Origin of the sequence: Nonomuraea rhodomycinica, assembly GCF_013363995.1 — a bacterium.
Classification (GTDB): Bacteria; Actinomycetota; Actinomycetes; order Streptosporangiales; family Streptosporangiaceae; genus Nonomuraea; species Nonomuraea rhodomycinica.
Genome location: NZ_JABWGO010000007.1, coordinates 137181 through 162614 on the forward strand (window position 1 = coordinate 137181; position 25434 = coordinate 162614).

The 25434-nt window shown below is 71.0% G+C and carries 21 protein-coding genes and 1 riboswitch; of the genes, 14 read left to right on the plus strand and 7 right to left on the minus strand.

The features are described 5' to 3' along the window. Positions 1-112: 112 nt before the first annotated feature. Positions 113-1075: an SAM-dependent methyltransferase gene (locus tag HT134_RS26825; protein WP_175603230.1), complete on the minus strand. Its 963-nt coding sequence runs from the start codon at positions 1073-1075 to the stop codon at positions 113-115. Positions 1076-1588: 513 nt separating this feature from the next. On the opposite strand from HT134_RS26825, the gene HT134_RS26830 reads away from it, so the two are divergent. From HT134_RS26830 to HT134_RS26845, 4 genes are all read left to right on the plus strand, one after another. Next, on the plus strand, positions 1589-2479 hold the full coding sequence (locus tag HT134_RS26830; protein ID WP_175603231.1) for a Rossmann-like and DUF2520 domain-containing protein: 891 nt from the start codon (positions 1589-1591) through the stop codon (positions 2477-2479). Further along, a complete protein-coding gene (gene panC, locus HT134_RS26835; RefSeq protein WP_175603232.1) occupies positions 2470-3333 on the plus strand; it encodes a pantoate--beta-alanine ligase in 864 nt (287 codons plus the stop codon). Before HT134_RS26830 ends, panC begins: the two co-directional genes overlap by 10 nt. A gap of 451 nt (positions 3334-3784) precedes the next feature. Next, positions 3785-6388 (plus strand): L-aspartate oxidase, encoded by a 2604-nt coding sequence (locus tag HT134_RS26840; protein ID WP_175603233.1) that lies wholly within the window; start codon positions 3785-3787, stop codon positions 6386-6388. Positions 6389-6392: 4 nt separating this feature from the next. Further along, on the plus strand, positions 6393-7175 hold the full coding sequence (locus HT134_RS26845; protein ID WP_175603234.1) for a type III pantothenate kinase: 783 nt from the start codon (positions 6393-6395) through the stop codon (positions 7173-7175). Positions 7176-7277: 102 nt separating this feature from the next. Here the strand turns inward: HT134_RS26845 and HT134_RS26850 are convergent, their stop codons facing one another. Next, positions 7278-7760, minus strand: coding sequence for a hypothetical protein (locus tag HT134_RS26850; RefSeq protein ID WP_175603235.1), 483 nt, complete (start codon positions 7758-7760; stop codon positions 7278-7280). Positions 7761-7916: 156 nt separating this feature from the next. Between HT134_RS26850 and lysX the strand changes: the two genes are divergently transcribed. Both lysX and HT134_RS48160 read left to right on the plus strand, forming a co-directional pair. Continuing rightward, positions 7917-9398 carry a bifunctional lysylphosphatidylglycerol synthetase/lysine--tRNA ligase LysX gene (gene lysX, locus HT134_RS26855; RefSeq protein ID WP_312888455.1) on the plus strand — a complete coding sequence of 494 codons (1482 nt, stop codon included), beginning with the start codon at positions 7917-7919 and terminating at the stop codon, positions 9396-9398. A gap of 442 nt (positions 9399-9840) precedes the next feature. Further along, complete coding sequence (locus HT134_RS48160; protein ID WP_376768113.1) at positions 9841-9966, plus strand: helix-turn-helix domain-containing protein; 126 nt, start codon at positions 9841-9843, stop codon at positions 9964-9966. 37 nt (positions 9967-10003) lie between these two features. Here the strand turns inward: HT134_RS48160 and HT134_RS47130 are convergent, their stop codons facing one another. Next, complete coding sequence (locus HT134_RS47130; RefSeq protein WP_312888456.1) at positions 10004-11044, minus strand: C40 family peptidase; 1041 nt, start codon at positions 11042-11044, stop codon at positions 10004-10006. 5 nt (positions 11045-11049) lie between these two features. Beyond that, a riboswitch (cyclic di-AMP (ydaO/yuaA leader) is annotated at positions 11050-11205 on the minus strand. 264 nt (positions 11206-11469) lie between these two features. Here HT134_RS47130 and HT134_RS26870 point away from each other — a divergent pair. From HT134_RS26870 to HT134_RS26895, 6 genes are all read left to right on the plus strand, one after another. Next, on the plus strand, positions 11470-12039 hold the full coding sequence (locus HT134_RS26870; RefSeq protein WP_175603237.1) for an amino-acid N-acetyltransferase: 570 nt from the start codon (positions 11470-11472) through the stop codon (positions 12037-12039). Between the two features lie 85 nt (positions 12040-12124). After that, on the plus strand, positions 12125-13483 hold the full coding sequence (locus tag HT134_RS47765; RefSeq protein ID WP_175603238.1) for an RDD family protein: 1359 nt from the start codon (positions 12125-12127) through the stop codon (positions 13481-13483). 102 nt (positions 13484-13585) lie between these two features. Next, positions 13586-14068 (plus strand): RDD family protein, encoded by a 483-nt coding sequence (locus HT134_RS26880; RefSeq protein ID WP_175603239.1) that lies wholly within the window; start codon positions 13586-13588, stop codon positions 14066-14068. A 523-nt stretch (positions 14069-14591) separates the two neighbouring features. Next, a complete protein-coding gene (locus tag HT134_RS26885) occupies positions 14592-14924 on the plus strand; it encodes a histone-like nucleoid-structuring protein Lsr2 (protein WP_175603240.1) in 333 nt (110 codons plus the stop codon). Positions 14925-15729: 805 nt separating this feature from the next. Then, complete coding sequence (locus HT134_RS26890; RefSeq protein ID WP_175603241.1) at positions 15730-18234, plus strand: ATP-dependent Clp protease ATP-binding subunit; 2505 nt, start codon at positions 15730-15732, stop codon at positions 18232-18234. A gap of 421 nt (positions 18235-18655) precedes the next feature. Then, on the plus strand, positions 18656-19594 hold the full coding sequence (locus HT134_RS26895) for a sugar phosphate isomerase/epimerase family protein (RefSeq protein ID WP_175603242.1): 939 nt from the start codon (positions 18656-18658) through the stop codon (positions 19592-19594). Between the two features lie 450 nt (positions 19595-20044). Here HT134_RS26895 and HT134_RS26900 read toward each other — a convergent pair whose 3' ends face one another. Beyond that, positions 20045-20509: a MarR family winged helix-turn-helix transcriptional regulator gene (locus HT134_RS26900; protein ID WP_175603243.1), complete on the minus strand. Its 465-nt coding sequence runs from the start codon at positions 20507-20509 to the stop codon at positions 20045-20047. Between the two features lie 58 nt (positions 20510-20567). On the opposite strand from HT134_RS26900, the gene HT134_RS26905 reads away from it, so the two are divergent. Then, on the plus strand, positions 20568-20984 hold the full coding sequence (locus tag HT134_RS26905; RefSeq protein ID WP_175603244.1) for a cupin domain-containing protein: 417 nt from the start codon (positions 20568-20570) through the stop codon (positions 20982-20984). Between the two features lie 37 nt (positions 20985-21021). Here HT134_RS26905 and HT134_RS26910 read toward each other — a convergent pair whose 3' ends face one another. Continuing rightward, positions 21022-21897, minus strand: coding sequence for an HhH-GPD family protein (locus HT134_RS26910; protein ID WP_175603245.1), 876 nt, complete (start codon positions 21895-21897; stop codon positions 21022-21024). A gap of 78 nt (positions 21898-21975) precedes the next feature. Between HT134_RS26910 and HT134_RS26915 the strand changes: the two genes are divergently transcribed. Further along, positions 21976-22671: a hypothetical protein gene (locus tag HT134_RS26915; RefSeq protein ID WP_175603246.1), complete on the plus strand. Its 696-nt coding sequence runs from the start codon at positions 21976-21978 to the stop codon at positions 22669-22671. A 143-nt stretch (positions 22672-22814) separates the two neighbouring features. Here HT134_RS26915 and disA read toward each other — a convergent pair whose 3' ends face one another. After that, on the minus strand, positions 22815-23897 hold the full coding sequence (gene disA, locus HT134_RS26920) for a DNA integrity scanning diadenylate cyclase DisA (RefSeq protein WP_312888458.1): 1083 nt from the start codon (positions 23895-23897) through the stop codon (positions 22815-22817). A 41-nt stretch (positions 23898-23938) separates the two neighbouring features. Next, a complete protein-coding gene (gene radA / locus HT134_RS26925) occupies positions 23939-25345 on the minus strand; it encodes a DNA repair protein RadA (RefSeq protein WP_175603247.1) in 1407 nt (468 codons plus the stop codon). Between the last annotated feature and the right edge of the window lie 89 nt (positions 25346-25434).

Sequence of the window (25434 nt, forward strand, 5' to 3'; positions counted from 1 at the left end):
CGGACCACCGGGGGACTCGGCGGCGCCGGCCCGCCGGCGCCCGAATCTCCTGCCGCTCGCCGGCGCCCGAATCTCCTGCCGCTCGCCGGCGCAAGGCCGGGTCGCCTGGGGCTCAGCGGCGCTGGGCGAGCCAGCCGAAGCCGCCCAGCCCGTGCGGGTCGATCAGTTCGGCCTCCTCCGAGGCGCGCGCCAGCGCCCGGAGGTAGGCCCGCGGATCGCTGCGCGCGAGCTCCAGCGGCGGCCGGGTCCCGGTGAGGCCCAGCGACCGCAACGCGGCGCGTTGTGTGGACAAGGCTGTGGATATCGCGCCGGCGCGCGCACCCGCCTCGGCGCACGCGTCGAGCGCGACGTGCGCGGTGATGTCGCAGGTGCCGTCGGGGATGGGCGCCACCACGGCCCCGTCGCGGTACCCGGTCAGAGTGCCCCGCGCCGGACGGTTATCCACAGGGTGTGCATAATCGACGGCGACCGCGAGCCCGCCCGCGAGCCGTCCGACGACCGACGCCCAGGCGGCGTCGCGAGGCCGTCCGATCTCGGCGCGCGAGCCCACGCAGGGCAGCGGCCACCAGCGGTCCAGCCAGGCCCGGTCCTCGGGGCTCACGGGGTCGCCGAGCCGCTCCTCGCCGGTGCGGGTGTCCACCAGGACCAGGCGGGGCCCCTCCGAGGTCTGCTCGGCGACGTCCACCGGGACGTTGTCGAGCCACTCGTTGGCGATCGCCAGGCCGGTGACGACGGGCGGCGGCTCGGACGCCCACGTGATCGTGAGCGGCAGCCCGAGCGGCCGGGGGGAGAGGTCGACGGCCGTGACGCGCAGCCGCCGGCGCAGCGCCGGGCCGGCCGCCTCCAGCACGTGCCGCACCAGCAGGCCCTCGCCGGCCCCGATGTCGACGAGGTCGAGGGGGTCCGGGCGGCCGAGCTCGGCGTCCACCTCGGCGAGCAGCGCGAGGACCGCGTCGGCGAAGGCGGAGCTGGCGCTGACCGAGGTGCGGAAGTGGCCCGAAGGGCGCTCGCGGAGGTAGAAGCCGCCCTCGCCGTAGAGCGCGCGCTCCATCGCGGCGCGCCAGGTGAGCCACATGGATGGACTATCTCATGATCTCGCGATGACACGTACCGTCATGGCGACACTACCTATTGTCATCGCCTTGCGCTAATCTTTGCCTACGCCGCCGCGGACCCGGCGGTCGAGCACATCATCGCGGGTCGACGGCGCGCCGCCGGGCGCGGCCGGCACGGAGGAGGGGCCGGACGCGCTTGGCGACGCCAGGCGTGCGGAGCTCGGGCGGCCAATGGCGGCCTGCCCGAGCTCCAGTTTCCCGGCCGGCCAGTCGGCGGATGGACGGCCAGGGGCGCGCACCTCCAAGGGGCTCGCACACCGGCGCGGTCACCGGGTCGGGTCGGCGACCCGGTGGCCGTGACCGTGCGGGTGGACCCTCTCCTCATCTCTTCCGACAGGAGATACGCTCACTTTTTGCTTCCCTTGTCCCAATTGTCGCTAACTCAACATGCAGCAAAACCCCGGTCACATCGGCACTCACGCCTGGCCGTTACGCTGGTCGGCAGGCCATCAGGTCGACAGGGGTGGGAACGCATGGACGCAGGCGATCGCCCGGCACGGCTGGCCGTGGGCGTGCTGGGAGCAGGCAAGGTGGGCTCCGCGCTCGGCGCCGCGCTGGCACAGGCCGGGCACCGCGTCGTCGCCGCCAGCGGGGTCTCCGACGCCTCGCAGCGCTGGGCCGCCGAGCGGCTGGGCGTCGTGCCCTCGCCGCCCGACGAGGTCGTCGCCGCCGGTGAGCTGATCCTGCTCACCGTGCCCGACGACACGCTGCCCGACCTGGTCGCCGGCCTCGCCCAGGCGGGCGTCGACCTGCGGGGCAAGCTGCTCGTCCACACCAGCGGCGCGTACGGGCTGTCGGTCCTGGACCCGGCGGCGCGGGCCGGGGCGCTGCCGCTCGCGCTGCACCCCGTGATGACGTTCACGGGCCGCGACGACGACCTCAACCGCATCACCGGGTGCTCGTTCGGCGTGACGGCCCCCGACCCGCTGCGGCCCATCGCCGAGGCGCTGGTCATCGAGATGGGCGGCGAGCCGGTCTGGATCGCCGACGCCGACCGCGCCCTCTACCACGCGGCCCTGGCCGGGGCCGCCAACCACATGGTCACGCTCATCGCCGAGTCGTCCGAACTGCTGCGGCGCATCGGCGTGGAGCACCCGGGCCGGATGCTCGGGCCGCTGCTCGGGGCGGCCCTCGACAACGTGCTCCGGCTCGGCATCTCGGGCCTGACCGGGCCGGTCGTGCGCGGCGACGCGGGCACCGTGCGCCGCCACGTCGACGCGCTGATCCTGGCGGCGCCCGAGGCCGCCGACGCCTACGTCGCGCTGGCCCGGCTGACCGCCGACCGCGCCCTCGCCGCCGGACTGCTGAAACCCGAGGAGGCCGAGCGCCTGCTCGACGCGCTCGGAGGGAACATATGGACGTGACCGTCGCCGGTGACCGGACCGACCTGGCCAAGGCGCGCGGCGAATGGCCCGCCGGCGAGCGCGTGGCCCTGGTGCCGACCATGGGCGCGCTGCACGAGGGGCACCGTTCGCTCATGCGGGAGGCGCGGACACGGGCCGAGCGGGTGGTGGTGAGCATCTTCGTCAACCCCCTCCAGTTCGGGCCGGGCGAGGACTTCTCCCGCTATCCCCGTACGTTCGACGCCGATCTGGAGGTGTGCCGGGCCGAGGGCGTCGACGTGGTGTTCGCGCCGTCCGCCGAGGCCATGTACGGCCCCGACCGGCAGGTGAGCGTGTCCTCCGGCGCGATGGGCGAGGTCGTCGAGGGCGCCAGCCGTCCCGGCCACTTCGACGGCGTGCTGACCGTCGTGCTCAAGCTGTTCAACCTCGTCCAGCCCCACGTGGCCGTCTTCGGGCAGAAGGACGCGCAGCAGCTCGCCCTGATCCGGCGCATGGTGCGCGACCTGGACGTGCCGGTCGAGATCGTGGGTGCGCCGACGGTCCGCGAGCCCGACGGGCTGGCTCTGTCGAGCCGCAACCGCTACCTGTCCGGCGCCGAGCGCGGCTCCGCGCTGGCCCTGTCGCGGTCGCTGCGGGCGGGGGCGGCCGAGAGCGCGCCGTCGCGGATCCTCGCCGCGGCGCGGGCCGTGCTGGACGCGGCGGCCTCGGAGATCTCTCTCGACTACGTCGTGCTGGTCGACCCGGCCACGTTCACCCCCGTGGACGAGGCGTACACGGGTGAGGCCGTGCTCGCCGTGGCCGCCAGGGTCGGGAGCACCCGGCTGATCGACAACATGGTCCTCACGCTGGGCGCCCACGAGGATCACGTCAGCTGAGCGCCGGGTCGTCGCGCCCCTGACGACCGGGACGCCCGCGACGCTGCCGGGGTAACGGACCGTGCCGGGGTACCGGACCGTGCCGGGGTCTTGGCCGCGGCCGTCGCCTTCGACTCGGCCGCGTCCCTGCCTCCGCCCCTGCGCCTCCTGGCTCGCCGCGCCTTCTGGCCGCGCCGAGCCCGCGCCCCCTGACCCGCAGCGTCACCTCCGCATCTCCATGGTCCGCGCCGCCGTTCCCAGCGGCGTCCCCCGGCGGGAGGGCGCGCTCGCCTATGGCCGCCACGTCGCGGGAACCGCGCGCGCCCCGAACGTCGACGAGAACCGCAAGCGACCCAGACCGTCGGTGAGACCCCCGCCGGAGCCCCCGACGTTCCTGGGACCCCGCGGGCGGCGCATCCCCGCCGAGGCGTTATCGTCATTCTGACGAAATCGCCCAGCGCGAGGAGATCCCATGAGTACCCCGCCGATCCCCCTGCGGCTCACGGCGCCGGCTCCCGGTTGGGAGGTCGAGGCGGACGTGGTCGTTGTCGGCTCCGGCGTCGCCGGCCTCACCGTGGCGTTGCGCCACGCCGAGCTCGACCCCGCCGCCAAGGTCCTCGTCGTCACCAAGGACGTTCTGTCCTCCGGCTCCACCCGCTGGGCGCAGGGCGGCATCGCGGCCGTGCTCGACCCCGCGGACACCCCGGAGGAGCACCTGAGCGACACGCTCGTCGCCGGTGTCGGCCTGTGCGACGCCAAGGCCGTCCGGACGCTCGTGACCGAGGGCCCCGGCGCGCTGCGGCGGCTGATGGCGCGCGGCGCCCGCTTCGACCGGACCCCGGACGGCGACCTCCAGCTCGGCCGCGAGGGCGGTCACCGGCGCCACCGCATCGTCCACGCGGGCGGCGACGCCACCGGCGCCGAGGTGCAGCGCGCCCTGGCCGAGGCGGTCCGCGCCTCGTCCTCGATCGAGGTCATCGAGCACGCCCTGGTTCTCGACCTGCTCAAGGACGCGCGGGGCCGGGCGGCCGGCGTGACGCTGCACGTCATGGGCGAGGGCGCGCGCGACGGCGTGGGCGCGGTGCGGGCCGGCGCCGTGGTGCTCGCCACCGGCGGCATGGGACAGGTGTACGCGGCCACGACGAACCCCGTCGTCTCCACGGGCGACGGCGTGGCCCTCGCGCTGCGGGCCGGCGCCGTGGTGCGCGACCTGGAGTTCGTCCAGTTCCACCCCACGGTGCTCTGGCTGGGCGCGGACTCCACGGGCCAGCAGCCGCTCATCTCCGAGGCGGTACGCGGGGAGGGCGCCTTCCTGGTGGACCACGAGGGGAACGCGTTCATGCGGGGCGTCCACGAACTGGCCGACCTGGCGCCGCGCGACGTCGTCGCCAAGGCCATCATCCGGACCATGCGCCGGACGGGCCGCGACCACGTCTACCTGGACGGCCGGCACTTCGGCGCCGACCTGTGGGCCACGCGCTTCCCCACCATCCTCGCGGCCTGCCGCGAGCACGGCATCGACCCGGTCACCGAGCTGGTCCCGGTCGCCCCGGCCGCGCACTACGCCAGCGGCGGCGTCCGCACGGACCTGGCCGGCCGTACATCCGTCGAGGGGTTGTACGCGTGCGGCGAGGTGGCCTGCACGGGCGTGCACGGCGCGAACCGGCTGGCCTCCAACTCGCTGCTGGAGGGCCTGGTGTTCGCCGAGCAGATCGCCGCGGACATCCACACGGTGGCCGCCGCCCGCCGCACGCACGCCTCCCCGGCCGCGTCCGAGGTCGTGTCGCCGGCCGGCGGCGCGGTGCCGGCCGGGCTGGTGGACCCCCGGGTGCGGGCGCGGGTCCAGGCGCACATGAGCCGCGGCTCCGGCGTCCTGCGGGAGCGCGAGTCGGTGGCCGCCACGGCCCGGGCGCTGCGCGACGCCCGCTGGACCCCGGTCGAGGTGGCCCCCTGCACCGAGTCGTGGGAGGCGACGAACCTGCTCACGGTCGCGACCGTCCTCACCGCCGCGGCCGCCGCCCGGCTGGAGACGCGCGGCTCCCACTGGCGCGAGGACTTCCCCGACCGCGACGACGACGAATGGCTGGGCCACCTGGACGTGACCCTGACCGAGGAGGGCCTGAGCATGACCTACACCCCGCACGCCGACGGGCTGCCGCCGCGCCTGGCGCAGGACCTGGCCGCCGCCGGGCTCGACCCGGACGAGATCGACGCGCTGGTGGACCGGGCGCTCGCCGAGGACCTCCAGGAGGCCGGTGACGTGACGAGCCTGGCCACCATCCCGGCGGACGCCCGCGCCGTCGCCGACGTGGTGGCCCGCGCCGACGGCGTCGTGGCCGGGCTGGCCGTCGCCGAGGCCGTGTTCACGCGGCTGGGCGCCACCCGTACCGAACGGCGGGTCAAGGACGGCGAGCGGGTGGGGCGGGGCGACGTGCTGATGACGGTGGCGGGCCCGACGCGGGGCCTGCTGACGGCCGAGCGCACCGCGCTGAACCTGCTCACCCACCTGTCCGGGATCGCCACCCTCACCGCGCGATGGGTGGAGGCGGTCAGCGGCACCCGGACGCGCGTGCGCGACAGCCGCAAGACGCTGCCGGGCCTGCGGGCGCTGGAGAAGTACGCGGTGCGCTGCGGCGGAGGCGTCAACCACCGGATGTCGCTCTCGGACGCGGCGCTGATCAAGGACAACCACGTGGTGGCCGCGGGCGGCGTGGCCGAGGCGTTCCGCGCGGTCCGCGAGCGGTACCCGGACCTGCCGATCGAGGTGGAGGTGGACCGCCTGGACCAGATCGAGCCCGTGCTGCGGGAGGGTGCCCAGGAGATCCTGCTCGACAACTTCAGCGTCGAGGAGATCGCCAAAGCCGTACAAATAGTTCAAAATCAGACGAGTAACACGAGTGATCAGACGAGCACGGATCGAACGACGGAGCGCGGTCAGGTGAAGCTGGAGGCTAGCGGCGGCCTGACGTTGGAATCGGCCCGGCCTGTGGCCGAAACTGGCGTGGACTACCTTGCGGTGGGAGCGCTCACCCATTCGGCGCCGGCCCTGGACATCGCACTGGACCTACGGGGGTAAACGGATGCTGCTCACGATCGACGTCGGCAACACGCACACGGTGCTCGGCCTGTTCGAGGGTGAGGACGTGATCGAGCACTGGCGGCTCGCCACCGACGCGCGCCGCACCGCCGACGAGATCGCGGTCGTCCTGCAGGGGCTGCTCGCGCAGTCGCCCCTGCTCAAGGGCGCCGACATCAGCGGCATCGCGATCTGCTCCACGGTCCCCAGCGTGCTCAACGAGATGCGCGAGATGTGCCGGCGCTACTACGGCGACGTGACAGCCGTGATCGTGGAGCCGGGGGTGCGCACGGGTGTGCCGGTGCGCATGGACAACCCCAAGGAGGTCGGCAGCGACCGCATCGTCAACGCGCTCGCCGCCATCGACCAGTACGGCGGCCCCTGCATCATCGTCGACTTCGGCACCGCGACCTCGTTCGACGCGGTGTCGGCCAAGGGCGAGTACGTCGGGGCCGTCACCGCGCCCGGCATCGAGATCTCCGTCGACGCGCTGGCGGCGGCCGGCGCCCAGCTGCACAAGGTGGAGCTGGTCCGTCCCCGCTCGGTCATCGCCAAGAACACCGTCGAGGCGCTCCAGGCGGGCATCATCTACGGCTTCGCCGGCCAGGTGGACGGCATCGTCGAGCGGATGGCGGCCGAGCTGGCCGACGACCCCGACGACGTGACCGTCGTCGCCACCGGCGGCCACGCGGCGCTCGTGGTGAGCGAGTCGCGCTCCATCGACGTGCACGAGCCGTGGCTGACCCTCATCGGCCTGCGACTCATCTACAACCGCAACACCGCCTGACGGCGGTCCCGCACCCGCGCGCAGGCACGGCAGGCCGCGGACGTGAACGAGCGGCCCCCGCTCGGGAAGGGGGCCGCTCGGGCGTGTGGCGACGGGCGCCGGTTACTCGTCTTCGGCGGTGTAGATGTACTCCCAGCGGCTGCACTTGGTCTGGTACGAGCCGTGCTCGCCGATCTGGCAGACCTTCACCCGCACGCCGGTGGAGTCCTCGGTGTGGAAGCTGAACCGCTTGAAGCCGGGGAAGCCGCAGTACTTCTTGCTGTAGACGGGCGACCAGTCGTGGTCGAAGTCGCTGGACTCGAACTTCACGTACGCGCACTTGCCGCCCTCGTCGTAGTCGCGGTCGTCCAGGTCGAAGAGCCGGCCCCGGACGTCCACGGTGTTGGACTCCTGGTCCTCGTCCCAGTCGACGTTGATCCAGCCGTCGGCCTTGGCGAGGTGGTTGCGCGAGAACACCGGGCCCCAGGAGTCGCTGTCGCGGTGCGCCGCGGAGGCGGTGGTGGCGCTCGCCGCGCCCGACAGCGACAGCGCGAGGGCGGTGGTCGCCGCGGCGGCCAGGACACCGGTCGCGATCTGCTTGATCATGATCTCTCCCTGAGCTCTTTCCCGGGCCGGCTCCCTGCCAGGCCCCCTGAGCTCTTGAGTCATGGGTAACCCGGGAGTCTTGCAGAGGCGTTGCAGTGCAACTGCAACGAACCGACGAGCCCTTGCAGTTCGCCATATCCCCTACTCTTTGATGCTGTGAGCGACGAACTTCCCGAGCAGATGCGCATCCGGAGGGAGAAGCTCGACCGCCTTCGCAGCGAGGGCGTCGACCCCTATCCGGTGAGCTTCCCGCGCACGGCGACCAACGCCGAGGTCAGGGCGACACACGAGGGCCTGGAGCCCGACACCGCGACCGGTGAGCAGGTCGCGGTCGCGGGCCGCGTCATGCTCAACCGGATCGGCGGGAAACTCTGCTTCGCCACGCTCCGCGACGGCAGCGGCGACCTCCAGGTGATGATCTCGCTGGACCGCGTCGGCGAGGACTCGCTGGCCGCCTGGAAGCGCGACGTCGACCTGGGCGACCACGTGGGCGTGATCGGCGAGGTGATCACCTCGCGCCGCGGCGAGCTGTCGATCATGGTCGAGAGCTGGCAGATCACCTCCAAGTGCCTGCGCCCGCTGCCGGAGAAGCACATCGGCCTCACCGACCCGGAGGCGCGGGTCCGCCAGCGCTACGTCGACCTCATCGTCAACGACGAGGCGCGCCAGATGGCCCGCATCCGCAGCGCCACCGTGCGCGCGGTGCGCGACTTCTGGCACGAGGAGGGCTACCTCGAGGTCGAGACGCCCATGCTGCAGCCGATCCACGGCGGCGCCACGGCCCGGCCGTTCAAGACCCACATCAACGCCTACGACATGGAGCTCTACCTTCGCATCGCGATCGAGCTCTACCTCAAGCGGCTGGTCGTCGGCGGCATCGAGAAGGTCTTCGAGATCAACCGCAACTTCCGCAACGAGGGCGCCGATTCCACGCACAACCCCGAGTTCACCATGCTCGAGGCGTACGGCACCTACCTCGACTACAACGACATGGCCAACCTGACGCAGCGGATGTACCAGAAGGCCGTGGTCGCGGCGCTGGGCACCTCGGTGGTCGTGCACGACGGCGTCGAGATCGACCTCGGCATCCCCGAGTGGCCGCGCGTCACCCTGTACGGCGCCGTGTCGGAGGCGGTGGGCGAGGAGATCACCACCGAGACGCCGATCGGCCGCCTGCGCGAGCTGGCCGACAAGCACGACGTCCCGCACGACCCCAAGTGGGGGCCGGGCAAGCTGGTCCAGGAGCTGTTCGAGGCGCTGGTGGAGCACACGCTCATCCAGCCGACGTTCGTCATGGACTACCCGCTGGAGACCTCGCCGCTGACCCGTCAGCACCGCGACAACCCGCTGCTGACCGAGAAGTGGGACCTCATCGGGTTCGGCACCGAGCTGGGCACCGCCTACTCCGAGCTCATCGACCCGATCGAGCAGCGCCGCCGCCTGGTCGAGCAGTCGCTGCTGGCCGCGGGCGGCGACCCGGAGGCCATGCAGCTCGACGAGGACTTCCTGCAGGCCCTGGAGTACGCGATGCCGCCGACCGGTGGCATGGGCGCCGGCATCGACCGCATGATCATGGCGTTCACCGGCAAGAACATCCGCGAGACCATCCTCTTCCCGCTGGTCAAGCCCAACCGCTGACGGGTCTCCCGGCATCCCGCCGCACCGGGCGGCGGGATGACGGGGCCGCGGAAAGGCGGCCGGAGTACGGGTCGCGCGCAATTGCGGGATCGTGCCGGACGAAATGCGACGCACCGCGACCGCGTCAGGAACCTTTGTGAGGGTCTGTAAGGGCTGCTGTGATCGCGCAGCGTGCTCCGAAGTGCCGACATCCGCCGAGTCCCCCACATACGACGGATCAAGTCAATGATGGCCGTCAAGTGCCACGAATATCGCGCTTGACGGCCTTTCCCGTATGCGTTTAACGTCTGCGGAGCGAACAGCTTTGCACGGGCCGACGACGACTCCGAGACTGCTGTTGGGGGGAGGGCTCCCGATGGATGTGCTCACCGATCAGGTTGAGCTTAGCCACGCCGATCTAGCCTTGCTGGCGGAGCTTGCCAAGGGAGTCACCGTCGATCGGGTGGGCAGACGCCTGGACATCAGCGGGCGCACCGTACGCCGCCGGCTGCGCGGCATCTGCGACCGCATCGGAGTCGCCACGGCCATCGAGGCCGTGGCGTGGGCCGCCCGCCGCCAGCTCATCTGACGCCGCTCGCCCCGTCGCCTCCGCGGCGCGCAGGAGCTCAGTCGGCGACGCGGACGGCGCCCACGAACGGCCGGTTGGCCAGCGACGCCACCCTGACGACGTCACCCGTGCGCGGCGCGTGGACCATCATGTTGCCGCCGATGTAGATGCCGACGTGGTGCAGGTCGCCGTAGAAGAAGACCAGATCGCCGGGGCGCAGCTGGTCGCGGGAGATGTGCCGGCCGGCGGTCCACTGGCTGCCGGTGTAGTGCGGCAGCGAGATGCCGACCCGCTGGTAGGCGGCCATGACCAGTCCGGAGCAGTCGTACGAGCTCGGCCCCTCGGCGCCCCACACGTACGGCTTGAGCTGCTGCGTCAGGGCCCACCGGGCCGCGGCGGCGGCCTTGCCCTCGCCCGCGATCGGCAGGGCGACGCGCTGGGCGCGCGTGCCGGGACGGCCCGCCTCGCCGATCGCCCGCCTGAACAGGTTGCTCTCCACCTTGGCCACCAGCTTGACGATCTTGTCGCGCTTGGTGTCGAGGTCGCTGACGAGCTTCTCGACCTCGTCGATGTGGGCCTTGGCCTCGTCCTTGGCCTTCCTGGCCTGCTCCATGGCCTGGACGACCTGGTTGACCTCCGCGCCCGCCTCCTGCTGCAGGGCGTAGCTGGTGGCGGCCCGGTCGAGGAAGCCGTCGGGGTCGTCGGCGCCCATCATGGCCAGGGCGTGGCCGAGGCCGCCCGTCATGTACTCCTGCTGGGCGAGCTGCCGGGTCCTCGACCGCTTGGCGGCGAGGTCGGCCTCGCTGGTGGCCAGCACCTTCTTGGCCTGCTCCGCCGACTTGCGGGCGTTCTTGAGCTTCTCGCGCTGGCCGTTGTACTGCTCGCTGAGGGTCTCGATCTCGGTGTGCATCGCCTCGACCCGCTTGGACAGCTCCTCCAGGGAGGGCTTGGGCTCGGCGGTGGCGGCTCCGGACGGGATCGCGAAGGAGAGCGCCACCACGGCGGCGCTCAGGACGGCGAAACGGCTCAGCAGAGCCCGTTTCGGGGGGCGGGCATGCCGGCCCGCCCTCGTCCTTGCGCGACCGCGCGTGCGCTTCACCGACCAGCTCCTCTCATCGACGCCTACCGGGTTAGCTGACGGGTTCGGGCCGGAGCAGCCCTACCGAGCGTGATGCTCGGATTCACCCCAGGTGGTGGCACTCGAGAGCTCGCCACCGGCGGGTCCCCGGCTCCCCTGCGGGGATTGGGCGCGTCTCCACGCGGGGGTCGCGGGTGACATCGTCGCTGGACATTAGTGCACCTCGGGTTCCTGCTCAACCAGAACTGCCAACTCTGTAGAGGTATCGCTACCGAAGGGTCACCAGGTGACAACGAGTCCCGTGCTGCCTGTCCGACTTTATGTCTACTTTGCCATGAGTTGATCCCTGCGTTGCCCGGGCGCAGCACCCTGGAGGGACATGTCGGATGCCGGAGGCAGAGAGGATTTTGGTACGAGCCGTAATGGGATCTGTACTCTGGATGCCCATGGAACAGGTCGCCGAAGTCGCCGTGTCTGACACCGACATCGTGGTGCGCCGTGCCCGCACGTCGGACGTCAGGACGATCAGGCGCCTGGTCGACACCTATGCCGGTGCCGGTCCACGTCTCCTGGAGAAGGCCACCGTCACGCTGTACGAGGACGTGCAGGAGTTCTGGGTCGCCGAGCGGGGCGGCGTGGTCGTGGGCTGCGGCGCCCTCCACGTCCTCTGGGAGGACCTGGCCGAGATCAGGACGGTCGCCGTGGATCCCGCCTTCCGCGGGCTGGGCATCGGCCACCGGATCGTCTCCGCGCTGATCCGTACCGCGAGGGAGCTCGGGCTGAGCCGGGTGTTCTGCCTGACCTTCGAGGTCGATTTCTTCGGCCGCCACGGGTTCCGGAAGATTCAGGGCACCCCGGTCTCCCCGGAGGTCTACGCCGAGCTGCTGGCCTCGTACGACGAGGGTGTGGCGGAGTTCCTCGACCTTGAGCACGTCAAGCCGAACACCTTGGGCAACACCCGCATGCTGCTCCATCTGACATCCGGTGACGCCGACCTTGACCGACGAGAAAGGTGATTGTTGATACCTATGTCGATACGTTGGGCAGCACAGGCATGTGTCCTGACATGTGCTACATGCACTCTCGAAGCGAGGTGACACGGTGAGCACCGGACAGCCGCCGTATCCACAGGACGAATCCGGCGAGAACGCTGCCGGGACTCCCCAGTACGGACAACCCACTCCGAACCGCCCCCACGGTGAGGCCGACCCCGACGCGACGGTCGTGGGCTACCGCGCCGAGGACTACGGCCAGCAGGGCTACGGCCAGCCGCAGTACGGGCAGCAGCCCGGCTACGGCCAGCAGGGCCAGTCTCAGCCCGGCTACGGCCAGCCGCAGCAGGGCTACGGCCAACCCCAGTACGGCCAGCAGCCCGGCTACGGCCAGCAGGGCCAGTCTCAGCCCGGCTACGGCCAGCAGCCCCCCTCGGGCCAGCAGTACGGCCAGCAGCAGTACGGCCAGCCCTCGGGCCAGCAGTACGGGCAGAACGCCGCGTACGGCCAGCAGCCCCCCTCCCAGCCGGAGTACGGCCAGCAGCCGCCCTCCGGCCAGCAGTACGGCCAGCCCGGCTACGCGCCCCCGCCGCAGCAGGGCTACGGCCAGCAGGGCCAGTCGCAACCCGGCTACGGCCAGCAGCAGTACGGGCAGCAGCCGCCCTCCCAGCCCGGCTACGGCCAGCCGCAGCAGGGCTACGGCCAACCGCAGTACGGCCAGCAGCCCGGCTACGGCCAGCAGCCCTCCTCGGGCCAGCAGTACGGCCAGCAGCAGTACGGCCAGCCGGACTACGGCCAGGGCCAGTACGCCCAGCAGGAGTACGGCCAGCAGCAGTACGGGCAGCAGGACTACGGTCAGAACCAGTACGGGCAGGCCCAGCAGTACGGCCAGCCCTTCGGCCAGCAACCCGGCTACGGCCAGCCCTTCGGCCAGCCGATCGGCCTGCAGCCGCCGGGCGCCCCGGCGCCGCTCGCCGAGTGGTGGCAGCGGCTGGTGGCCAGGATCATCGACGGCGTGATCTTCGGCGTGCTGAGCCTGATCATCAACGGGATCTTCGTGGCGGTCCTGCTGTCGAGCTACGACTGGTCCACCGGCACGATGTCCGGCGGGCTCAGCGCGAAGGCCGTCGGGTTCCTCGTCGGCCTGGTGCTGACCCTGCTGTACGTCGGCTACGAGTTCCTCATGACCAAGATGAGGGGGCAGACCCTCGGCAAGATGGTCATGGGCATCAAGATCGCCCCGGTCGGCGGCCCCGTGCCGCCGGACGGCCTGTCCACGGACGTCGCTCTCAAGCGGGCCGGCGTGACCTGGGGCGGCTACGTCCTGGCCGCGCTTCCGATCCCGTTCTCGACGACTCTGGGCGGACTGGTGGTGGCCCTCAACGGCGCCTCCCAGCTCTGGGACAAGCCGCTGCAGCAGACGTTCGCCGACAAGGTGGCGGGCACCGTGGTGGTCAAGATCAAGTAATCCGCGCACCGAAGCAGAGGCCGGCTCCGCGCCGGCCTCTGTTTTGTACCCGGACCGTGTCAATATGGGGGTCACTGGTCCGGTGCCGAGCCGAGGTGCGTTATGGAGGCGACGCGGACGGGCGTGAGACCCGCTGAATGGTGGGAGCGCCTTGCCGCGCGGCTCATAGAGGGCCTGGCCTTCGGGGTGTTCTATTACATTCTGTTCATCGCCCTATGGGTGTCCTTCCGGACTGTCGGGGCGCCCGAGTTGTCGGCCGGTCGCTTGGCCGGGGCGGTGGCCTGGTTCACGGCGGGCCTGGCATATACCGCGTATGAGTGGGAGGCCCTTTGCGGCGCCGGCCGCACGTTCGGCAAGGCGATCATGAAGATTCAGGTGACGCCGGACGACCTTCCTCGGCGGGCTCTGCTGAAACGCGCCCTGCTGTATCCGGGACCCGTCATGCTGTTGGGCATTCCGCTGGTCAATCTGCTGGCCGGAATCTTCCTCTTCGCCGTGGGGATGCTCATCCTGATCGACAGGCCGGCGCAGCGTGGTCCGCATGACCGGCTGGCCGGAACGCGGGTGGTCAAAGATCTTCGTTGAGGTGGGTGTACCTGCGGCGATGCCATTCAGCAAAATTTTCGCTTGATCCGGTAAGGAGCCTGGAGAGACTGGCATTAGGCTATGGGGCAACCAGGGCGGCCCAAGTCGGCGCCCCGGTCTGGCGCGGAGCGCTCACGTGCCGCCATGGTCCGGAGCCGAAGCCAGCGACCCCGAGCGGCATGAGCCCCGCTCATGCTCCCCGCGCCCGTCGTGCATAAAGGGAGTCCCCTGAAACCCCGTCCGCTGTGGAGGCGAGGACGAATGCAAGCCGTTACGGACGTATTGTCGGCGCTCATCCCCCCGGTGGTGGTCGGCGGCGCCTTCATCTTTGGCGTGGTGAAGTTGTGGCGCTCCGAGGCCGCCGGGCGCAGGTCAAACCGGCAGGGTGAGGCCGAGAAGCACAACTGATCGGCACTGACCGGTCAGTCAGCCGATTCGCGGCGGCGCTGAATTGTCTCCGCGCCTTTCCGGGTATATGTTTGGGCCAGCGAATGAAACAATGCTCCGGGAAAGGATTGCGTAGATGGCCAAGCAGATCCAGGAGATTCTCATCGATGACCTCGATGGGGGCGAGGCCAATGAGACGGTCAGCTTCGCCATTGACGGCTCCTCCTATGAGATTGACCTCAGCGACCTTAACGCCAAGAAGCTCCGGGACGCCCTCTCGCCTTTCGTCCAGCACGCACGCCGGGCAGGCGCCGTGTCGGCGAGGCGGCGCGGGCGCGGAAGCCAGCGGGCGATGAGCCGCGAGAAGAGCTCGGAGATCCGTCAGTGGGCGAAGGCTCATGGCCTGCCGGTCAGCGAGCGTGGCCGCATCGCCTCCACCGTCGTCGAGAAGTACGAAGCCGCCCACTGAGCGACTGCGGACCATGCGCTTATGGCGCTCGCCTAGGACCCCGGCGAACGCCATAAGCGCATGATCATTTTTATCCCTCTCAAATGCTGGACACTCCGGGCGCTTATTGATCTTGGTTTCGCCGCATGGGCGGGTATTTGGGGCCTGACGTCCGTTCTCCCGTCCGCCGCCGAATGCCGCCCCGCGTAAGGGTTTTCGCCCGGCGCCTCCCGGACACCGTTTCTTCGCCATGGCCCGTTCCACCCCCCGCGGGCCCCTCGCCCCGCGCAATCCCGGCCGCCCGCCCCGACGCCCGCTGACCGGCCCGGCGGGCGGTCCCCGAGCTCCGGTAACCGGGCTGACCAGACTGCGGATTTCGCCGGTCGTGAACCCCTTCATGAACGATTGGCGACCCATTGAGTCGGCACGTAGGATGATGACGCAGGGGTTTCGGACATGGTTACGCGTCATGTGCGGGCGGCGGTCGCACCCGAGACCGGTTCTCCCGGGCGTCCCGGCGGTGTCCGCCGCCGGTGTCCGATGACAAGGTGATCCCACGTTCGGACACAACGATCCACCCCTGCTGGAGCGGCGAATTGGAGTCGCTTCCCCGAGTCCCCTAAACATCGTTCGCTTGCGGCGTATCGGGAACACGCCACCCCCGAACGGTAGTTGGATAGAGGGTGAACGCCCTGCTCTCGGGGAACGTCTCTGCTATAGAGCGTGTCAGCGGCAGTGGGCACGGTTCGCCGAGCCAGGGCTAGCATGCGGGATGACGGGACCGGACTAAACCGGCCTGACTGACCGCTCTGTGAGGAGCGACGAGATGTTCGAGAGGTTCACCGACCGAGCGAGGCGGGTTGTCGTCCTGGCGCAAGAAGAAGCCAGGATGCTCAACCACAACTACATCGGCACTGAGCACATTCTTCTTGGTTTGATCCACGAAGGAGAGGGCGTAGCCGCCAAGGCTCTGGAGAGCCTCGGCATCAGCCTTGAAGGAGTGCGCCAGCAGGTCGAGGAGATCATCGGCCAGGGCCAGTCGGCTCCGTCGGGGCACATTCCGTTCACCCCGCGGGCCAAGAAGGTTCTTGAGCTGTCGCTCCGTGAGGCTCTGCAGCTGGGCCACAACTACATCGGCACCGAGCACATCCTGCTCGGGCTCATCCGCGAGGGTGAAGGTGTGGCGGCCCAGGTGCTGGTCAAGCTTGGAGCCGATCTCAACCGTGTCAGGCAGCAGGTCATCCAGTTGCTCCACGGCTACCAGGGCAAGGAGCCGGCCGCCGCGGGCGGCCCTCAGGAGTCGGCCCCGTCGACGTCCCTGGTGCTCGACCAGTTCGGCCGCAACCTGACCCAGGCCGCCCGCGAGGGCAAGCTGGATCCGGTCATCGGCCGCGAGAAGGAGATCGAGCGGGTCATGCAGGTCCTCTCCCGGAGGACCAAGAACAACCCCGTTCTCATCGGCGAGCCCGGCGTCGGCAAGACCGCCGTCGTCGAGGGCCTGTCGCAGAAGATCGTCAGGGGCGAGGTGCCCGAGACGCTGAAGGACAAGCAGCTCTACACGCTTGACCTCGGCGCCCTGGTCGCCGGCTCCCGCTACCGCGGCGACTTCGAAGAGCGTCTGAAGAAGGTGCTCAAGGAGATCCGCACGCGTGGCGACATCATCCTGTTCATCGACGAGCTGCACACGCTCGTGGGTGCGGGTGCCGCCGAGGGCGCGATCGACGCCGCCAGCATCCTCAAGCCGATGCTGGCCCGCGGCGAGCTGCAGACCATCGGTGCCACGACCCTCGACGAGTACCGCAAGTACCTCGAGAAGGACGCGGCGCTGGAGCGGCGCTTCCAGCCGATCCAGGTGGCCGAGCCCTCGCTCAGCCACACGATCGAGATCCTCAAGGGTCTGCGCGACCGCTACGAGGCGCACCACCGGGTGTCCATCACCGATGGCGCGCTGGTGGCCGCCGCGCAGCTGGCCGACCGCTACATCAGCGACCGCTACCTTCCCGACAAGGCGATCGACCTCATCGACGAGGCCGGTTCGCGGATGCGCATCCGCCGGATGACCGCTCCGCCGGACCTGCGCGAGTACGACGAGAAGATCGCCAACGTCCGGCGCGACAAGGAGTCCGCGATCGACGCGCAGGACTTCGAGAAGGCCGCGGCCCTGCGCGACCAGGAGAAGCAGCTCCAGCTCAAGCGCGAGCGGCGCGAGAAGGAGTGGAAGGCCGGCGACATGGACGTCGTCGCCGAGGTCACCGAGGAGCTCATCGCCGAGGTCCTCGCCACGGCCACCGGCATCCCGGTCTTCAAGCTGACCGAGGAGGAGTCGCAGCGCCTGCTCCGCATGGAGGACGAGCTCCACAAGCGGATCATCGGCCAGGACGACGCCATCAAGGGCCTGTCGCGGTCCATCCGGCGCACCCGCGCCGGCCTGAAGGACCCGCGGCGTCCCGGCGGCTCGTTCATCTTCGCCGGCCCGTCCGGCGTCGGTAAGACCGAGCTGTCCAAGGCTCTGGCGGAGTTCCTGTTCGGCGACGAGGACGCGCTGATCAGCCTGGACATGTCGGAGTTCATGGAGAAGCACACCGTCTCGCGGCTGTTCGGCTCCCCGCCCGGCTACGTCGGGTACGAGGAGGGCGGCCAGCTCACCGAGAAGGTGCGGCGCAAGCCGTTCTCCGTGGTCCTGTTCGACGAGATCGAGAAGGCCCACCCCGACATCTTCAACTCGCTGCTGCAGATCCTGGAGGACGGTCGCCTGACCGACGCCCAGGGCCGCGTGGTGGACTTCAAGAACACGGTCATCATCATGACCACCAACCTCGGCACCCGCGACATCTCCAAGGGCATCGGGGTCGGGTTCGCCAAGTCCAACGACACCGAGTCCAACTACGAGCGGATGAAGGCGAAGGTCCAGGAGGAGCTCAAGCAGCACTTCCGGCCGGAGTTCCTCAACCGTGTCGACGACATCGTGGTCTTCCACCAGCTGACGCCGGTCGAGATCATCCAGATCGTGGATCTGATGCTCTCGCAGGTCGAGGCGCGCCTGAAGGACCGCGACATGGGGCTCGAGGTCTCGCCCGAGGCCAAGCAGCTGCTGGCCGACCGCGGCTACGACCCGGTCATGGGCGCCCGTCCGCTGCGGCGCACCATCCAGCGCGAGCTGGAGGACTCGCTGTCGGAGAAGATCCTGTACGGCGAGCTCCGTCCGGGCCAGGTCATCAAGGTGACCATCGAGGGCGAGGGCGACAACGCGAAGTTCATCTTCACCGGTGAGACCGCGCCGTCCCCAGTGCCCGACTCGGCAGCCGCCATCGCCGGTTCGATCCAGCGCTGACGCCCGCCAGGGCGCACCGAAGCCCCCGTGTGACTCGTTCACACGGGGGCTTCGCCTTTTCTCGCGGAGTTCTCGCGGGAGTTTTCGCGGGAGTGCCCGCTGCCGGTTTCCCGGTGCGGCCGCTCAGCCACTTCCGGCCCGAGCAGCGGCGTGGGAGGACTCACAGGGTCGTTGCGGAATTGTTGGGCCGGAAAAGTGTGCCTGCGACGGCGAGTAGTACTACTCTGTGTAGAGCACCACCAAGTCTTCCCCAAGTAAGCCGCAAGATCGTTTACCTAGGGTGGGACTGCTCCCTGGGGAGTACGAGGCAGTCAACCCAGGGCGGACGCGTACGCCTCCCGGAGCGGGCATGCTCGGCAGGGTCTACGCGATCCCTGACCGGGTGATGCCAACGATCCAAGCGAAGCCGTGGAGGAAACCGATGCGCCTGCGTCACGACGACGGAACGCTCGTACACCTCGCCTACAACGCGGGCGTCCACCCCGCCGAGGACCTGGAGAACCTGATCGCTCACCTGACCCGCTACGCGGTCCCGGTGCGCAAGCGGCTGGGTGTCGAGCGGATGGGCATCGGTCTGTGGCTGTCGCCGAGCGTGGCCGACCACCTCACGGCCGACCGCATCGAGCTCGTACGGCTGCGCCGCTCCCTGGAGGAGCGCGGTCTGGAGGTCGTGAGCCTGAACGGCACGGGCGGGCGCAACCAGGAGGTCCCGGGCCCCGACTGGGCCAAGCCGGAGCGCTACCGCTACACGATGGCCCTGGCCAAGATCCTGGCGTTCCTGCTGCCCGACGACGTCAGGTTCGGCAGCATCTCCACCATCCCCATCGGCTGGCGCCGCGACTGGCCGGCCGACCTCCACGCCATCGCCACCCGCCGCCTGGAGCGGCTGGCCCGCGAGCTGCGCGGCATCTACAGCGTCACCGGCAAGACCATCCGCGTCGGCTTCGAGCCGTGGCCCGGCTGCGTCCTGGAGACCACCGAGCAGGCGCTGGAGCGGGTGTGCGGCATCGACTCCGAGCACCTGGGCGTGTGCCTGGACGCCTGCCACCTCGCCTGCGGCTCCGAGGAGCCCGGCGCGGCGCTGCGCGGCCTGGCCGCCGCGGGCGCGCCGGTGGTCAAGCTGGGCCACGTCCACAACCACACCGGCGAGACGCCCAGCACGGGCGCGGTGCTGCACGACACGCTCACGGCGCTGCTGTCGGGAGCGGTCAGCGGCAGCGCGCACATCGAGGTGGAGACGCACAACCTCGCGGTCCCGGGCCGCGCCAAGGGTCCGGGCGCCCTGGTGTCCATGCTGGCGCAGGAGCTCGACTGGGCCCGCACCAACCTCACGGGCCTCGGCCTCCAGCTCGCCGCCTGAGCGGGTTCCGAGCTGGGGCGGTCCTTCCGGGGGTCACATGCCGTCGGGCTGGGAGACCGCTGAGGCCCTTTGAGGGGACGCGGGCTCGGAAGCACCTGACGACATTCGGGCCCGCTGCCTCGCAGAGGGGGAGCGGCGGGTGCGTCGAGGCCGCTGAGGACCCGGTGTGCGGGTCCGCGGCTGATGCGTTTGTGTGCTTCGGTTCCTGTGCGGTGGGTGTCCCGCGCGGCGGTGCCCTGTGCGGCGCGGCCTTTTGCGCGTCGCGGCCCCTGTGTGGCGTATGGCTCTTGAGCCGCCCTGCCTCATGCGCCGGCCAGGCCCTCCTTGTGGCCCGTCCCCTCGCGGGTGGCCGGCGGTGCTGCGGGTCTGGTGTGAGGCGCGCCGGGAGCCCGCGGGGCGCCTCCTGAGAGGACGGAGCGGGTGGCAGGTGGCCTGAGGGGGCCGAGCGGGTCACAGGGTGCCGAACCAGCCGGGGATGTCGAGGCGCCACAGGTTGTCCGGGGTCATCCTGCGCAGGTCCGACTCCAGGGCGTGGAGTCGTTCCTCGCCCAGCTCCTCGGCCCAGCGGGCGCGGAGGGTGTCGAAGATGCGCGCCGACCGGTTGAGCGCGTCCATCCCGTGCGGCGTGAGCCGGGCGATCTTGCGTCTGGTGTCGTGGGGGTCGATGCTCCGCTCCACGTAACCGATGCGCTCCAGGGTGTCGATGGTCTTGCCCGCGGCCTGCTTGGACACCCCGAGCGTGCGGCCCAGCTCGACGGCCGTGGTGCCCGCCGGCCCGATGGCCTGCATGACGAACCCGTGCATGGGACGTATGTCCGGATGTCCCTGCCGGGCCAGCTCGGCGTGGAGCTCGTCGATCAGCACCCGGAACGCGAGCAGCAGGCGCAGCGGAAGTTCGAAGCCTTGGCTTGACATGATAGACAACCCGGTTAACTATATAGACAACGTAGTTTCCTATCTTAGGGGATCCGAGATGTCTGTCGTCCTGTCCGCCGACACCCGCAAGACCGAGACGCCGAACGGCGTCATGACCACCCTGGCCTCCCCGACGCAGGGCGGCGCCCGTCAGGCCGTGTGGCGGGTGGACGCCAAGCCGGGCATGGTCGGTCCGGTGCACGCGTTCGACGCCGAGCTGGTGTGGACCTGGCTCGACGGGTCCGCCGTCGTGGAGCTCGGTGGTGAGCGGTTCGAGGTCGGCGCGGGGGACACCATGGTGCTGCCCGCCGACGTCAGCCGCCAGATGTTCGCGGACCCGGAGCGCGGGTTCGTCTCCATCGTGGTCGCCCCCGCCGAGGCCCACGCCTACAACCCGGAAGGAGAGTCCGAGCCGGACGCGTGCGACCTGGCGCCCAAGGGCTCGGAGCGCATCGTGCCGCTCTGGGTCAGGTGATGGCCTGGCGTGGCGAGGGCGACCTCGGCGGCGTGCGTCAGGAGTGGGGAAGGCGGTAGGTGCCGTCTTCCAGGGCCTCGGCCAGGCCGTCGGCGACCAGGCCGTCCAGGGCGCGCTCTCGCTGCACCGCGTCGTCCCACACCGCGTCCAGCGCCTCCTTCGGCACCGGGCCGTGCGCCGCCCGCAGCACCGCGAGCAGGCGGCCACGGCACTGGCGGTCGGTGCCCGCGTACGTCTGCCCCTTGCGGGCCGGTCCGTCGTGCGCCGGCTTGCCGGCCAGCCGCCAGGCGCAGGCGTGGGTGACGGGGCAGTCGGCGCAGCGCGGGGCGCGCGCCGTGCACACCAGCGCCCCCAGCTCCATGACCGCCACGCCCCAGCGGGCCGCGCCCAGCTCGGGCAGCAGGGCCTCGGCCAGCCGCCGCTCGGCCGCCGACGTGGCGACCGGCGGGTACTCCTCGCCCCGCACCGCCCGCGCGAACACCCGGCGCACGTTCGTGTCCAGCACCGCGTGCCGGCCGCCGTACGCGAAGCTGGCGACCGCCGCCGCGGTGTACTCGCCGATGCCCGGCAGCGACAGCAGTGTGGCGTGGTCGGACGGCACCTCGCCGCCGTGCTCCTCGGTGATGGCGCGGGCGCAGGCGTGCAGCCGCAGGGCGCGGCGCGGGTAGCCGAGCCGCCCCCAGTGGCGCACGGCCTCGCCGGGCTGCTCGGCCGCCAGCGCCTCGGGGGTGGGCCAGCGCTCCATCCACTCGTGCCAGACGGGGAGCACGCGCACGACGGGGGTCTGCTGGAGCATGATCTCGCTCACCAGGACGCCCCACGGCGTCGCGTCGGCGGCGCGCCACGGGAGATCCCGGGCGTTGGACTCGTACCACTCCAGAATGGGTACGTGCAGGAGGTTCGGCTCAACCACGCGCCCCAGCGTATGCCCAGACCGACGGCATCGGCGTGTCGTCACGCTAAGTAGCCGTACCATTACCATGCTGTGAGTATGGACCCGGATACGATACGTGGCGACGACGGCGACGGTGGCGGTGACGTCTACTGGCGACGGCGGATGAGCGTGCTCATCGCGGTGCTGGTGGTCGTGGCCGTGGTGGCGTGGGCGTGCTCCAGCGGCTCCGACGGGCCGCAGCGCTCCTCCAGCGCCGAGTCCTCCGCCAGCGAGTCGCCCTCCGCCGACCCGCTGCTGGCGGGTCTGCGCACCCTCGCCCTCGGCACGGCCACCCCGACGCCCCAGCCGAGTCCCAGCGCGGCCGACACCCCTGCCGTGGCCGACGCCAGGCCCGGCCGTCCCGGACAGCCGTGCACCGAGGACGACCTGGTGCTGAGCCTGCAGGGCAAGCAGGACGTCTACACCGGCGGCGCGTGGCCGAACTTCCTCATCACGCTGGTCAACACCGGGCCCGTCATGTGCCGGGCCGACGTGGGGCCGCGGGCCCTGGAAGTGCGCATCACCTCGGGCGAGGACCGCATCTGGTCCACCGCCGACTGCGTGAGCGGGCCCGCCGCCGAGCAGCGCGAGCTGGAGCGCGGCATCCCGTACGTCCGCACGCTCGACTGGGACCGGCGCCGCTCCAGCGCCGACTGCCGCACCACGCCGCCCTCGGCCCTGCCGGGCACGTACGTGGCGGTGGCCCGCATGGGCAAGCTGAAGAGCCCGAAGGGCGTCTTCCACCTCAGGTGACCCCGACGATCGCGAGAGGCGACGATCCCTTCCCTTCGCCGGCGAGCCGGTTGAGGCGTGGGGGAACCGGGAGACGGGAAGCGGGGGCGCCGGTCAGGCGCGGCGGTCGAGGATGCGGAGAGGCGCGGCGTGCGGGGACGCGGTCAGACGTAGCGTTCGAGGATGGAGGACTCGGCGAGGCGGGACAGGCCCTCGCGGACGCTGCGGGCGCGCGACTCGCCGACCCCGCCGACCGCCTGCAGGTCGTCGATGCTGGCCGCGAGCAGCTTCTGCAGCCCGCCGAAGTGGTTGACCAGGCGGTCCACCACCGTGGCCGGCAGCCGGGGGACCTTGGCCAGCAGGCGGAAGCCGCGCGGGCTGACCGGAGTGTCGAGGGTCTCGCCGCCGTCGTGGCCGAGGACGCGGGCCACCGTCGTCAGGTCGAGCAGGGCGCTGCCGGACAGCTCGTCGAGGTCGTGCATGGCCTCCGACAGGCGGCGGGCGCGCCGGCCCGACGGCGCCGGGAGGTAGTCGCGCACCACCAGCTCACGCTCGGAGTCGACGCCCGCCACCAGCTCGTCGAGCTGGAGCGACAGCAGCCGGCCGTCGGTGCCGAGCTCGACCACGTAGCCCTTGATCTCGTCGGAGATGCGCCGCACCATCTCCAGCCGCTGGGCGACGGCCGCCACGTCGCGCACGGTCACCAGGTCCTCGATCTCCAGGGCCGACAGCGTGCCGGACACCTCGTCGAGGCGGTGCTTGTAGCGTTCGAGGGTGGCCAGGGCCTGGTTGGCCTTGGACAGGATGGCCGCCGACTCCTCCAGGACGTAGCGGATGCCGTCGAGGTAGAGGGCGATGATCCGCATCGACTTGCTGATCGCGATGATCGGCAGGCCTGTCTGCCGGGCGACCCGCTGGGCGGTGCGGTGGCGGGTGCCGGACTCGTCGGTGGGGATGGCCGGGTCGGGGACGAGGTGGACCGCGGCGCGCACGATCTTCTGGTCGTCGCTGACCACGATCGCGCCGTCCATCTTGGCCAGCTCGCGCAGCCGGGTGGCCGAGAAGTCGACGTCGAGCTCGAAGCCGCCGCTGCAGAGCTGCTGGACCTCGCTGTTGTAGCCGAGCACGATGAGCCCGCCGGTCTGCCCGCGCAGGATCCGCTCCAGGCCGTCGCGCAGAGGTGTGCCCGGGGCCACCGCGGCCAGGGCTTCGCGACGGCGGTCGTCCAGACTCCTGTCGTTTGGCACCAGACCCCCGTGTCGAAATAGTCAAGCCCAGCTTAGCCGCGCTATGTGACGTGTGTGAGAGCGTCCCAGACGTTCTCCGCCTCCACCACCTCGAATCCGGGGGCGAACGTGACCGATCCCACCGGCACCAGAGAGCGCTGTCCGTCACGTTTGCGCGTGCCCTCGTCGAGGGAGCCGGCGGGCACCAGACCCCGGCGGAAGCCCAGCCTGGCGGCCTCGCTCAGGCGCCGGCGCACGTCCTTGACCGGCCGCAGCTCGCCGGCGAGGCCCACCTCGCCGAGGGCGACGAGCCCGGCCGGGAGCGGCTTGTCGCCGGCGGCGCTGGCCACGGCCAGCATGACGGACAGGTCGACCGCCGGGTCGGCCAGCTTGATGCCGCCCACCGTCGCGGTGAACACGTCGCAGCCGCCGAGCTTGGCGTTGAGCCGCCGCTCCAGCACGGCCAGGATCATCTGCACCCGGTAGGTGTCGAGGCCCGAGGAGGTGCGCCGGGGCTGCTGCGCCTCGGTGCGGGCGACCAGGGCCTGCACCTCGGCCGGGAGCGGCCGGGTGCCCTCGACGGTCACGGTCACGCAGGTGCCGGGCACCGGCCTGCTGCGCCGGGAGACGAACAGCCCGCTCGGGTCGGTGATGCCCTCGATGCCGCGCTCGTGCAGGTCGAAGCAGCCGACCTCGTCGGTGGGCCCGAACCGGTTCTTGATCGCGCGGACCATGCGCAGCCGGGAGTGGCGGTCGCCCTCGAAGTTGAGCACGACGTCGACCAGGTGCTCCAGGGTGCGGGGGCCGGCGATGGAGCCCTCCTTGGTGACGTGGCCCACCAGGACGGTCGCCATGTTGCGCTCCTTGGCCAGCCGCACGAGGTTGGCGGCGACCTCGCGGACCTGGGTGACCCCGCCGGGCACGCCGGTGGCCTGGGCCGAGCCGATCGTCTGCACGGAGTCGACGACGAGCAGCTGGGGCTGGACCTTCTCGACGTGGGCCACCAGGGCCGACAGCTCGGTCTCGGCGGCGAGGTAGAGGCGGTCGCGGATGGCGCCGATGCGGTCGCCGCGCAGGCGGACCTGCGCGGCCGACTCCTCGCCGGTGACGTAGAGGACGGTGTCGCGCTCGGCGATGCGGGCCGCGGCCTCCAGCAGCAGCGTGGACTTGCCGATGCCGGGCTCGCCGGCCAGCAGGACGACCGCGCCGGGCACCAGGCCGCCGCCGAGGACCCGGTCGAGCTCGCTCACCCCGGTGGTGCGGGCGATCGCCACCTCGGCCTTGACGTTGCCGATCGGGAGGGCGGGGGCGGTGGTGGCGCCGGCCTGGACGACGTTGACGCCGGCGCGGGCGCCTTCCTCGTCGACCGTGCCCCACGCCTGGCACTCGCCGCACCGGCCCACCCATTTGGGGCTGCGCCAGCCGCACTCGGCGCAGCGGTAACCGGGTTTGGGGGCAGTCTTGGCCATGCCGAGCAGGCTAGCGGCCCGGACCGACAATCGCGGTCAGGCTGCCCGGCGGCAATCGCGGTCAGGCTGCCCGGCGGACGACCACGGTG

What these genes read in the sequence shown, in the direction of transcription:
- radA (WP_175603247.1), bottom strand. Translation starts at nt 25,345, where the DNA reads ATGGCCAAGACTGCCCCCAAACCCGGTTACCGCTGCGCCGAGTGCGGC.
- HT134_RS26905 (WP_175603244.1), top strand. Translation starts at nt 20,568, where the DNA reads ATGTCTGTCGTCCTGTCCGCCGACACCCGCAAGACCGAGACGCCGAAC.
- HT134_RS26850 (WP_175603235.1), bottom strand. Translation starts at nt 7,760, where the DNA reads ATGATCAAGCAGATCGCGACCGGTGTCCTGGCCGCCGCGGCGACCACC.
- HT134_RS26915 (WP_175603246.1), top strand. Translation starts at nt 21,976, where the DNA reads ATGGACCCGGATACGATACGTGGCGACGACGGCGACGGTGGCGGTGAC.
- HT134_RS26895 (WP_175603242.1), top strand. Translation starts at nt 18,656, where the DNA reads ATGCGCCTGCGTCACGACGACGGAACGCTCGTACACCTCGCCTACAAC.
- HT134_RS26845 (WP_175603234.1), top strand. Translation starts at nt 6,393, where the DNA reads ATGCTGCTCACGATCGACGTCGGCAACACGCACACGGTGCTCGGCCTG.
- HT134_RS26880 (WP_175603239.1), top strand. Translation starts at nt 13,586, where the DNA reads ATGGAGGCGACGCGGACGGGCGTGAGACCCGCTGAATGGTGGGAGCGC.
- HT134_RS26870 (WP_175603237.1), top strand. Translation starts at nt 11,470, where the DNA reads ATGGAACAGGTCGCCGAAGTCGCCGTGTCTGACACCGACATCGTGGTG.
- HT134_RS26830 (WP_175603231.1), top strand. Translation starts at nt 1,589, where the DNA reads ATGGACGCAGGCGATCGCCCGGCACGGCTGGCCGTGGGCGTGCTGGGA.
- HT134_RS26840 (WP_175603233.1), top strand. Translation starts at nt 3,785, where the DNA reads ATGAGTACCCCGCCGATCCCCCTGCGGCTCACGGCGCCGGCTCCCGGT.
- HT134_RS26825 (WP_175603230.1), bottom strand. Translation starts at nt 1,075, where the DNA reads ATGTGGCTCACCTGGCGCGCCGCGATGGAGCGCGCGCTCTACGGCGAG.
- panC (WP_175603232.1), top strand. Translation starts at nt 2,470, where the DNA reads ATGGACGTGACCGTCGCCGGTGACCGGACCGACCTGGCCAAGGCGCGC.
- HT134_RS26900 (WP_175603243.1), bottom strand. Translation starts at nt 20,509, where the DNA reads ATGTCAAGCCAAGGCTTCGAACTTCCGCTGCGCCTGCTGCTCGCGTTC.
- HT134_RS26890 (WP_175603241.1), top strand. Translation starts at nt 15,730, where the DNA reads ATGTTCGAGAGGTTCACCGACCGAGCGAGGCGGGTTGTCGTCCTGGCG.
- HT134_RS26885 (WP_175603240.1), top strand. Translation starts at nt 14,592, where the DNA reads ATGGCCAAGCAGATCCAGGAGATTCTCATCGATGACCTCGATGGGGGC.